General features: G+C 64.1%; 8 protein-coding genes and 3 pseudogenes. 10 read left to right on the top strand and 1 reads right to left on the bottom strand.

Features of this window, described 5'->3' with window-relative positions; all coding sequences use genetic code 11:
* Positions 1–530 (top strand): IS3 family transposase (locus RSW2DRAFT_RS16760; protein ID WP_008033161.1); only part of this gene is annotated, 530 nt, incomplete at its 5' end.
* Between the two features lie 41 nt (positions 531–571).
* On the opposite strand, the pseudogene RSW2DRAFT_RS18650 reads toward RSW2DRAFT_RS16760, so the two are convergent.
* Positions 572–739, bottom strand: a pseudogene (locus RSW2DRAFT_RS18650) (integrase); the annotation flags it as partial.
* Positions 740–916: 177 nt separating this feature from the next.
* Between RSW2DRAFT_RS18650 and RSW2DRAFT_RS16755 the strand changes: the two are divergent.
* The 9 genes and pseudogenes from RSW2DRAFT_RS16755 to RSW2DRAFT_RS16715 all read left to right on the top strand — a co-directional run bounded on the left by RSW2DRAFT_RS16755 (position 917) and on the right by RSW2DRAFT_RS16715 (position 10,277).
* A complete protein-coding gene (locus tag RSW2DRAFT_RS16755) occupies positions 917–1,912 on the top strand; it encodes a sugar phosphate isomerase/epimerase family protein (protein ID WP_008033157.1) in 996 nt (331 codons plus the stop codon).
* Between the two features lie 46 nt (positions 1,913–1,958).
* The gene (locus RSW2DRAFT_RS16750) at positions 1,959–3,008 is read left to right on the top strand and encodes a sugar ABC transporter substrate-binding protein (RefSeq protein WP_008033156.1); all 1,050 of its coding nucleotides are present in this window, start codon (positions 1,959–1,961) and stop codon (positions 3,006–3,008) included.
* Between the two features lie 63 nt (positions 3,009–3,071).
* Positions 3,072–4,556: a sugar ABC transporter ATP-binding protein gene (locus tag RSW2DRAFT_RS16745; RefSeq protein ID WP_008033155.1), complete on the top strand. Its 1,485-nt coding sequence runs from the start codon at positions 3,072–3,074 to the stop codon at positions 4,554–4,556.
* 13 nt (positions 4,557–4,569) lie between these two features.
* A complete protein-coding gene (locus RSW2DRAFT_RS16740; protein WP_008033153.1) occupies positions 4,570–5,532 on the top strand; it encodes an ABC transporter permease in 963 nt (320 codons plus the stop codon).
* Positions 5,533–5,535: 3 nt separating this feature from the next.
* The gene (locus RSW2DRAFT_RS16735; RefSeq protein ID WP_008033152.1) at positions 5,536–6,390 is read left to right on the top strand and encodes a MurR/RpiR family transcriptional regulator; all 855 of its coding nucleotides are present in this window, start codon (positions 5,536–5,538) and stop codon (positions 6,388–6,390) included.
* Positions 6,391–6,397: 7 nt separating this feature from the next.
* Complete coding sequence (locus RSW2DRAFT_RS16730) at positions 6,398–7,291, top strand: PfkB family carbohydrate kinase (protein ID WP_008033149.1); 894 nt, start codon at positions 6,398–6,400, stop codon at positions 7,289–7,291.
* A 506-nt stretch (positions 7,292–7,797) separates the two neighbouring features.
* A pseudogene (locus tag RSW2DRAFT_RS17660) lies at positions 7,798–8,233 on the top strand (peptidase).
* A gap of 9 nt (positions 8,234–8,242) precedes the next feature.
* Positions 8,243–8,473 (top strand): annotated as a pseudogene (locus tag RSW2DRAFT_RS17655) (hypothetical protein); the annotation flags it as partial.
* A gap of 1,036 nt (positions 8,474–9,509) precedes the next feature.
* Positions 9,510–10,277 (top strand): DUF5131 family protein, encoded by a 768-nt coding sequence (locus RSW2DRAFT_RS16715; protein WP_008033147.1) that lies wholly within the window; start codon positions 9,510–9,512, stop codon positions 10,275–10,277.
* The last annotated feature ends 21 nt before the right edge of the window (positions 10,278–10,298 follow it).

The raw sequence follows: 10,298 nt of genomic DNA, 5'->3' as shown, positions 1-10,298 counted from the left end.
GGGAGAACCGCCGGTTGAAGCGGATGTATGCGGACCTGGCCGTGCCCGATGCACCCAACGTGACCTGGTCCATGGACTTCATGGCAGATAGCCTCGGTGATGGCCGTGCATTTCGGCTGCTGAACGTGCTGGGTGACTTCAACCGCGAGGGACTGGGTATCGAGGTCGACTTCTCGCTGCCAGCCGAACGGGTCATCCGCAGTTTGGACAGGATCATCGAATGGCGTGGCAAACCCGGGACGATAAGGGTCGACAACGGCCCGGAATACATCAGTGGCAAGCTGCTGATCTGGGCTGAGAAACTGGGCATCTCGATCCAGCACATCCAGCCCGGTCAGCCGCAGCAGAACGCCTACATCGAGCGCTACAACCGCACGGTCCGGCACGAATGGCTCGACCAATATATCATCGAAACCATCGAGGAGGCACAGGATCACGCCACGCAATGGCTATGGACTTACAACAACAACCGCCCGAACTTGGGCATCGGCGGCATCACACCCGCCCAGAAACTGAAAATGGCCGCGTAAGTTCTACGAATGCACCCCGTTAAGAATGGGGGGATTACCCCGGCCACCCAATCGCGGAAGGTCGAGCGCAAGCCATGGGGAACGGCGGGGCGTTTCGACACCCTGTCCAGAAAGCCCGAGCGTTTTGCCTGGATTTCGCCCTCGTGGATCCGGCGCATAACTGCGGACAGTGCCATATCGGAGAAAATGCCGCCTCTCGGCGCAGGAAATCTGTCGCGAGTTCATTCGTGTTCCGACCTCTGCGCGCAAAGATCACGTATAAACCGACAGCCCGGCCGGAAGGCGCGCCGCATCCGGCAGAGGCCGTGGAAAAGCCGGCCCGGCCTGAAATTCCGCTTGAAACTTTACAAAAAATGCGTATTTTGTGAAGTAAGGGGAGAATCTACATGCTCGGACATCGCTTTGCTACGCGAATCAATTCCTTTGCGTCGGGGGCCTCGGACTATTGGCCCAGTCTGACCGGCAAGCCCTCCCTGGCGCAGATGCTGCAGCGGGCGGCGACGGTCAAGGGGTTGACCGAGCTTGATCTGAACTACCCCGATCATGTCGGCGATGACCCCGCCGCGGTGGCCCGCATGGTGCATGACTGCGGCTTGCAGGTCAGCGGTCTGGCGATGCGCTACTACACCAATCCGGCCTACAAGCTGGGGGCTTTCACCAATCCCGACCGGGCGGTGCGGCAAGAGGCGATCGATCTGACCAAGCGTGGCATCGACGCCGCCCGCGCCATGGATGCGCCGATGATGACGCTGTGGCTGGGCCAGGACGGCTATGACTATGCCTTCCAGTGCGACTATGCCGCCCTTTGGCAGGACGAGATCGACGGCATTGCCGAAGTCGCGGCGCATGACCCCGACTGCATGATCTCGATTGAATACAAGCCAAATGAACCAAGGGCTTACAGTATCCTGTGCGATGCGGCCACCACGTTGCTGGCGATTGCCGAAGTGGGGGCTGCCAACCTTGGCGTCACCATCGACTTTGCCCATTCACTGTATGCCGACGAACAGCCGGCCTTTGCCGCGGCCTTGGTGCAGCGGCGCAGCAAGCTGCTGGGGCTGCACCTGAACGACGGCTACGCCAAGCGCGACGACGGGTTGATGGTGGCCTCGGTGCATGAACAGGCGACGCTGGAACTGCTGCGCGAAGTGCATCGCGGCGGCTTTGACGGCGCGATCTACTTCGACACGTTCCCTGATGCCTCGGGTCTGGACCCGGTGGCGGAATGTGCCGCCAACATCCGCACGGTGCGGCGGATGCTGGGGGCGGTGACGCAGATGGCGGGCGACAATCGTCTGGCCGATGCGCAAAGCCGTCACGACCCGGTGCAAGCGCAGGAAGTGGCCCGCAAGGCGCTGGCGGCGGCCACCACGACCGACTGAACTTTACGAACGACTATGAAACCGTGTTGATAATGGGAGGAAACCAATGCAACACTTTCTGAAAGGGGCACTTGCCCTTGGCGCCTTCGCGCTGACCTTCGGCGTGGCTCAGGCGCAAGACCTCGCGCCCTTGAACTCCGACAGCGAACCCGACCGGATGGACTGGTCTGAACTGGACGCCAAGTTCGGCCAGATGCCGGTGCCTGCCGCCGGAACCAAGGTCGGCGGCGTGTCGAAAACCCTGACCAACGAATACTGGCGCTCGCTGGGCGAAGGCTATGCCAATGTGGCGACAAAGCTGGGCATCGAATTCGTCTATCAGGCGGCGCAAAGCGAGGGCGACCAATTGGGTCAGTTGGCGATTGCCGAAAACCTGATCAGCCAGGGCTTCAACGCGCTGCTGTTCTCGCCGCAGACCGACGCCAACCTGATCCCGGCGGTCGAGGCGGCAACGGCGGCCGGTGTGCCGGTGCTGAACGTCAATGACGCGGTGATCCCGTCGGCGGCGAACTATGTCGGCAACGTGCAGAAGGGCAACGGCGTCAACGTCGCCAACTGGTTCATCGCCAACCGCCCGGATGGCGGCAAGGTGGCGGTGATCGAAGGCCAGCCGGGGGTTTACGCCGCAGGCCAACGCACCGCCGGTTTCACCGAAACCATCACCGCCGGTGGCAAGTTCGAAGTCGTCGCCTCGGTTCCCGCCAACTGGAGCCGCGAGGAGGCCTTCAACGCCGCGTCCACCATCCTGCAGCAATACCCCGACCTGATCGGCTTCTATGCCAACAACGACGGCATGGCGCTGGGTGTGGTCGAGGCCGTCAAGGCCGCGGGCAAGGCTGAACAGGTGGCGGTGTTCGGCACCGATGGCATCTCGGACGCCTATGCCGCGGTGCGGGCGGGCGATCTGACCGGCACGGTGGACAGCTTCCCGGTGCTGACCGGCGAGATCGCCATGGAAGTGGCGCTGCGGCTGATGGCCGGGCAGGATCTGCCGCGCGTGGTGGCAACGCCGCAGGCGCTGATCACCAAGGACAACGTCGAGACCTATGCCACCAGCGACATGGCCGCCCTGCGTGCCGCCCTGCTGGCGAACTAAGTCTCCCTGCGGCCTGCCCGTTCTCCCTGTCGGGCGGGCCGCTCTTTCATACGGGATATTCCGATGACACCCCGTCTTGCCCTTCATGCCATGACCAAGACCTATTCCGGCAATACCGTGCTGCACGGCGTTGACCTGACGGTGCTGCCCGGCGAGGTGCATGGCCTCTTGGGCGAAAACGGCGCCGGAAAATCGACGCTCTTGAACATCCTGTGCGGCGTCATCGCCTCGGACGGCGGCAGCATCGAGATTGACGGCAAGCTCGTCAGCATCTCCTCGCCGCGCGAGGCGGCGCAGGCCGGGGTGGCGATGATCCACCAGGAATTGCAGCAGGTGCCGGAACTGACGGTGGCGCAGAACATCTTTCTGGGTGCCGCCAAACGCCGGGCCGGTGGGCTGTTCGTTGACCGTGCGGCGCAAGAGGCCGAGGCGCGGCGGCTGTTGCAGCCGCTGGACCCGGCAATCGATGTCACCGCCCCGGTGCGCGATCTGCGGGTGGCGCAGCGCCAGATCGTCGAGATCGCCAAGGCCCTGCGCGCCAATGCCCGGATCATCGCCATGGACGAGCCGACTTCCAGCCTGACGCCGAAGGAATTCGAGCGGCTGGTGCAGGTGATCGGCGGGCTGGCCGCCAGCGGCGTGTCGATCATCTATGTCTCGCACAAGATGGACGAAGTGTTCCGGCTGTGCCAGACCGCCACCATCCTGCGCGACGGCAAGCTGATTTCGCAGGTGCCGATCCCGGCGACGCCGGTGCGCGGGGTGATCGAGCTGATGGTGGGGCGCGAACTGGCGACCGCCACGCATCAAAGCTTTGCCACCGACAAGGTGCTGCTGCGCGTCAAGGGCCTGACCCGCGGCACCGCGGTGCTCGATGCCGGGTTCGATCTGCACGCGGGCGAGGTGCTGGGCATTGCCGGGCTTGTCGGCTCGGGCCGCACCGAGTTGATGCGGCTGATCGCCGGGGTGGACCGCGCTGATGCGGGCGTGGTCGAGGTGGCGGGCAAGCCGGTTCCGGGCCACAGCCCGCGGGCGCGGATCAAGGCCGGTCTGGGTCTGGTGCCCGAGGAGCGCAAGCGCGACGGCATCATCCGCCAGCGCCCGGTATCTTCCAACATCGGCCTGCCGTCGATGCGCGAATTCTCCCGGTTGGGCATCATCCGCAGCGCCCGTCTGAAGGCGCGGTCCGAAGAACTGATGCGTGAGGTCAACCTGCGGCCCTTGGATGTCACCCGCCCGATCGGCAGCTTTTCAGGGGGCAACCAGCAGAAGGTCATCATCGGCCGCTGGCTGGCCTCGGACACAAGGATCTTCCTGTTCGACGAGCCGACCCGCGGCATCGACGTCGGTGCCAAGGCCGAGATTTATGACCTGATCGAGGGGCTGGCCCGCGAGGGCAGGGCGGTGATCGTGGTGTCGTCGGAACTGCCCGAGGTGATGCGGGTCTCCGACCGGGTGCTGGTGATGCGCGAAGGCCGCATCAGCGCCGACCTTGGCCCCGGCCAGATCACCGAATCCGCCATCGCCCGCGCCGCCATTCCCGCCTGACCCAGAGGATACCATGACACCTTCCCCCTCGCCGTTGCCTTTGCTGTCGCGCATCCGGTTTCGCGATGCCGGAACCCTGCTGGGCCTGATCCTGATTTCCGTGGTGTTCGCCAGCCTGACCCCGGTGTTTCTGACCGCGCCCAACCTGGTGAACATCCTGCAGCAAAGCTCGATCAACGCCTGTATCGCGCTGGGGATGACGCTGGTGATCATCTCGGGCGGGATCGACCTGTCCGTGGGGCCGGTGGCGGCGCTGTCGGGGGTGCTGGGGGCGGCGATGCTGGTGGCGGGGGTGCCGATCCCGCTGGCGGTGGCGGGGGCGCTGGTGGTGGGGCTGTTCTGCGGCTTCCTGTCCGGCGCGCTGATCGCCTGGGGCGGCTTGCAGCCCTTCATCGTCACGTTGGGCGGGCTGTCGCTGTTCCGGGCCCTCGCCTTGATCTTCACCGGCGGCACCCCGATCTTCGGCCTGCCGGACGGCTTTCGCGCCGTTACCAACGGCAGCCTGCTGGGCGTCCCGAACCCGGTGATCATCGTGGCGGTGCTGGCGCTGCTGGCCTGGGTGATCCTGAACAAGACCCCCTTGGGCGAGTATTTCATGGCCGTCGGTGGCAACCCCGAGGCCGCCCGCATCGCCGGGGTGCCGGTGACGATGACCAAGCTTGCCGCCTACATGATTTCCGGCCTGATGGCCGCCGTCGCCTCGATGATCCTGATCGGGCGGCTGGGGGCGGCAGAGCCGACGCTGGGCAGCCTGTGGGAGCTTGACGCCATCGCCGCCGCCGCCATCGGTGGTGCCAGTCTGATGGGCGGGCGCGGCTCGATCATCGGCACCCTGATCGGCTGCATCATTCTTGGCACCCTGCGCAACGGTCTGACCTTGATGAATGTTCAGGCTTTCTATCAACTGCTGGCCACCGGTATCATCATCATCGTGGCGATGCTGATCGACAAGGCCACCAGTGGAAAGCAGGGGTAGCATATGGGTGATCCAAGGGCTGTGGGTGCGCAGATCAGAATGCGGCTGCCAAGCCTGACGCCGTTGGAGGGCAAGGTCGCCGCCGACATCCTGGCGCGCAAGGACATCGACGAGGCGATGCCGCTGCGGGCGATTGCCGAAGGCTCCGGCGTGTCCGAGGCGATGGTGGTCAAGGTGGCCAAGAAGCTGGGCTTTGCCGGGTTTCGCGAATTCCGCCAGGGGCTTGTCGATTACTACCGCTCCGATACCGCGGCCCTGCATTCCGAGATTTCCGCCGAGGATACCGCGGGCGAGATCGTGCAGAAGGTGTTCCGCACTGCCATGCAGGCGCTGGAGGAAACCTTTGCCATTCTGGACCTTCAGGCGTTCGAGCGGGCGGCGGACTACCTGCACCGCGCCAGGCAGCGCGATTTCTACGGGCTGGGCGGCTCGGCGCAGATCGCCCGTGATGTCAGCCACAAGTTCCTGCGCATCGGCCTGCGGTCCTCGGTGTTCGACGACGCCCACATGATGATGATGTCGGCCTCGCTGCTGGGGCCGGAGGATGTGGCGGTGGCGTTCTCGCATTCCGGCAGCACCTCGGCGGTAATCGACGCGGTGGAACTGGCCCGCAGGAACGGCGCGCGCACTATCGCCGTGACCAATTACCCCGACAGCCCGGTGGCGCGGATCGTCGATGTGGTGCTGTGCTCGACGGCGCAGAACTCGCCGCTCTTGGGCGAAAACGCCACGGCGCGGATTGCGCAGTTGAACCTGCTGGATGCGCTGTTCGTGGCGATTGCCCAACGCGACCGCAAGGCCGCCGACCTGAACCTTGGCCGCACCATGCGCGCGGTGCAATCCAAACGCAGACTGTGAGGACACTGTGCCCGACCCCCGCAACATCGTCCTGACCGTCGGCAGCCTGCATTACGACATCATGGTCGAGGCCGACCACCTGCCGCGGCGCGACGAAACCGCGGTGGGGTCGCGCTGGTATCCGAAATTCGGCGGCAAGGGCGGCAATCAGGCGGTGGCGGCGCGGCGGGCCGGGGCGGTCAGCCGGATGGTCGGCGCGGTGGGGGCGGATGATTTCGGCCGTTTCCTGCGGGAACATCTGGTGCGCGGCGGTGTCGAGGACCGCTTTGTGCAGCAGGTGGCCGCGGTCGGATCAGGCATGAGCGTGGCGATCATGGACGCGGCAGGCGACTATGCCGCCACCATCGTTTCCGGCGCCAACCTGCTGATCCCGCCCGCGGCCCTGGCCGATCCGGCGATCTGGAACGGCATCGGCCTGCTGGTGCTGCAAAACGAGATCCCCGAAGCGGTCAACCTTGCCGCCGCCAGCGAGGCCCGCGCCCGTGGCATTCGCGTGGTGCTGAACGCCGCCCCATACCGGGAAATGTCCCGCGATTTCCGGGTCTTGGTGGACATTCTTGTGGTGAATTCGGTCGAGGCCGAGATGATGGGGGCAGGTGCCGTCTGCTGCCTGCATTCGGCCTCGGAAGCCGCCGAAAACCTGGCTGGCCAGTTCGAGACGGTGATCGTCACCGCAGGCGCCCAAGGCCTTGCCGCCTGGACCGCCAGCGACGAACGTCTGGCGCTGCCCGCCGAAAAGGTGACGGTGGTCAGCTCGCACGGCGCCGGTGATGCTTTCATCGGCGCGCTGGCAGCCTCTCTGGTCGCCGGGGCCGACCTGCAGACCGCCTGCAAGGCCGCCGCCCATGCCGCGGCGATGCATGTTGCGGGCAAGGCAATCTACGCCACTCCGCCGAGGTGAACCCAGGCGGCAGCAATGGCTTATCGCCCAGGTAACGGCGCAACGCGACGCCGCGCGCATATCCCGCACGGCAATGACCAAGTGATGCCCGGGCAAAAAACCCGCCGAAGCGGGTTCTGCGTAGATCACTGACTATTTTGCATTCATTGGCTCCGGCGGTAGGGTCCGCAGCAAATCCTGAAAAATTTCCATGAAAACAAGGGTCCGCCCTTGACGATAAGACCCTAGGATCTGCATAGGGCCCATCGAAGTGCGACAGTCAAGGGCAGGGAACTCTTTTCCAAGAAACTTCAAGGCAGCGTCTTTCCCTTGATTCGGAGTGGGCTTCCGTCGCCGCATAGCTTCATGTGCGTCTTCAAGGTCGAATGCATATTCACGGCCCCGATGGCTGAACCGGTTGATACGCATCAGTGTCTCGGCAAGAGCATCGTCGAGCACGACGTTGCGCGGCCGCCCGCCGCACAGGCTTAGGGCACCAAGGATGGCGGCCACGAGGGGGCGGTGCTGTGACAGCGGCCGATCCCGACAGGGTCATCACCGTCGCACGGTCTTGGCTGGGCACCCCATACCACGATCAGGCCAGCCTGAAGGGCGTCGGCTGCGATGGCCTTGGCCTTGCGCGGGGTGTTTGGCGCGAGGTTGTCGGGCCCGAACTGTTCCCGATCCCGCCCTACAGCCGCGATTGGGGCGAAAGCGGCCCGCACGAGGTTTTGGCCGAAGGTGCCCGCCGCATGATGCCGGAGGTCGCACATGGCGATGCCCCGCCCGGTGCGCTGATCCTGTTTCGCATGATACTCCGCGCCATCGCCAAGCATGTCGGCATCCTCACCGACCCCGACACCTTTCTGCACGCTTACGAGCGGCTCGGCGTGATCGAGGAACCGCTCACCCCGACCTGGCGACGGCCGCATCGCCTTCGCCTTCCGCTTTCCCCAACGCTGAGAGTTTTCCATGGCCACGCTTGTCCTCGGCGCTGTCGGAACTGCTATCGGCGGGGCCTTTGGCGGCGCGATCCTTGGCTTCTCCGGTGCTGCCATCGGCGGGTTCATCGGCTCGACCGTGGGTTCGGTGGTCGACAGCTGGATCGTGTCGTCGCTGGCACCGGCCCAGCGGATCGAGGGTGCACGGCTCGACACGCTGCGCATCACCTCGGCGACCGAAGGCGCGGTGATCCCGCCACTTGCCCTCGCCAAAGCGTTCTCCCGATCCGGCTGCGGCCGGATTTTTCCGTTGTTTTCGGGGGTTATGCGGGAAGGGCTGAGCACTGGGCCTGTCGCCAGAACGCCTGAAAGCGGTCTCTGGGCCCAAGTATTCTCTGAACCTCATGACTGGCACATTCCAGTGTTCAGCTTGTATGCGCCTGATATCGCTGAGTTTTCTGGACTTTTGGCTGAGCACTTCGATTTCGGTGGCATTCGCAAGATGGGACCGAGATCGAAACTAGCCTGGCCATCTTCAGCTTTGAGGTTACGGAAGTCTGGGACCGAGAGCTTCAGGCTTTCGACGGGTTGCTCGCCCGCATAGTCGTATTCCACGGCAGGGGCCGGGGGCACGACCGTGGTGAACACGCCGACAGTCACTTTCGCCAATGCGGTCACGCAGGTCGGCATGCCCCAGGCCAACCTGACCGCGCAGCTTCTCGGCCTCCGTGGGGCGACATCGGAATCGTGACAATCCTGCATGAACGGATGCACCAGATTGACCGGTTACGAGAGGATTTCACCTGATTTATCAATGATATTATGGCGTTGCGTGCTGTGCGATCCATAACCTCCCGGTGCACGTCGCAGGTCGCTTGCCAGAGAAGGTCCGACCCCAGTCGCGTTCCCTCCGCCACTTGCCCCCACGAAAGTGTTCTCCCGATCCGGCTGCGGCCGGATTTTTCCGTTGTTTTCGGGGGTTATGCGGGTGGGGCTGTGAACCGGCTCCGGCGCCAGGAGGTTCGGAAGCGGTCTCTCAGGGCCGGTATTCTCCGGACCTGTTAACCGCGCACGATACTGTAAACAGGTGTAAGGCGTTGCTTTGGCTGTGTTTTGCTCGCCCGCGCCTTCATCTCATTTCGCCTGTTCAACTGGATTCCGGGCGAGACACAGACCAAACAACTGGGCTGAAATGGCTGCCTTGGCGCGCTGGTGTTCATAATCCCATGGCGTCGCTGTTCGTCCTTTGTACCGAGTCATTCGCGTGCTAAGATTTCGGAAAAGTGTGAGGCGAGCAGTTGGCCCAAAAGTCAGACATCGAATGGACGGACGCGACGTGGAACCCGGTTACGGGCTGCACCAAGGTTGGCCCCGGTTGTGACAATTGCTATGCCGAGCGGTTCGCAGAGCGTTGGCGCGGGATTGCTGGACACCCTTACGAGCAGGGCTTCGACCTGACACTCTGGCCCTCGAGGCTGAAGCAGCCCGTGCTTTGGAAAAAGCCGCGGATGATCTTCGTCAACTCGATGAGCGACCTCTTCCACAAAGACATCGAACGAAAGTTTATCGACGCGGTGTTCGATGCCATGGAGCAGGCCGACTGGCACGTCTACCAGGTGCTGACCAAGCGAAGCTCGCTCATGCGCAACTACGTTCGGAAGCGGTATGATGGAGGGCCGGTCCCTCGCCACATCTGGCTCGGCGTTTCGGTTGAGGACGCCGCGCACACGAGTCGGATCGAGCACCTGAAGCAGATCAATTCCGACGCACGCTTCATTTCGTTCGAGCCGCTGCTCGGGCCGATCGGGGATGTTGATCTGCGGGGTATCGCGTGGGCCATCGTCGGGGGGGAAAGCGGGCCTCGGGCTCGGCCCATGGACGAAAGCTGGGCACGCCATCTTCGTGACATTTGCGACCGTGACGACGTGGCGTTCTTCTTCAAGCAGTGGGGTGGCGCACGGCCGAAGTCGGGTGGGCGTCTGCTCGACGGCGAAGAGTGGAACGGCTTTCCTTGGCAGATCGTCCCCGAACCAATCATTCGCGCCCTGCAGCCAGAGGAAGCTTGATGCCGCCTCGGATCGAAAACT

The organism is Rhodobacter ferrooxidans, assembly GCF_000176015.1.
Taxonomy (GTDB): Bacteria; Pseudomonadota; Alphaproteobacteria; order Rhodobacterales; family Rhodobacteraceae; genus Pseudorhodobacter_B; species Pseudorhodobacter_B ferrooxidans.
Note: the sequence above shows the minus strand (reverse complement) of the source record. Positions and strands in the feature narration are given on the sequence as shown.

Bases quoted from the DNA above. Each gene is read 5' to 3' on its own strand.
- RSW2DRAFT_RS16755 (WP_008033157.1), top strand. From the start codon at position 917: ATGCTCGGACATCGCTTTGCTACGCGAATCAATTCCTTTGCGTCGGGG.
- RSW2DRAFT_RS16740 (WP_008033153.1), top strand. From the start codon at position 4,570: ATGACACCTTCCCCCTCGCCGTTGCCTTTGCTGTCGCGCATCCGGTTT.
- RSW2DRAFT_RS16750 (WP_008033156.1), top strand. From the start codon at position 1,959: ATGCAACACTTTCTGAAAGGGGCACTTGCCCTTGGCGCCTTCGCGCTG.
- RSW2DRAFT_RS16745 (WP_008033155.1), top strand. From the start codon at position 3,072: ATGACACCCCGTCTTGCCCTTCATGCCATGACCAAGACCTATTCCGGC.
- RSW2DRAFT_RS16735 (WP_008033152.1), top strand. From the start codon at position 5,536: ATGGGTGATCCAAGGGCTGTGGGTGCGCAGATCAGAATGCGGCTGCCA.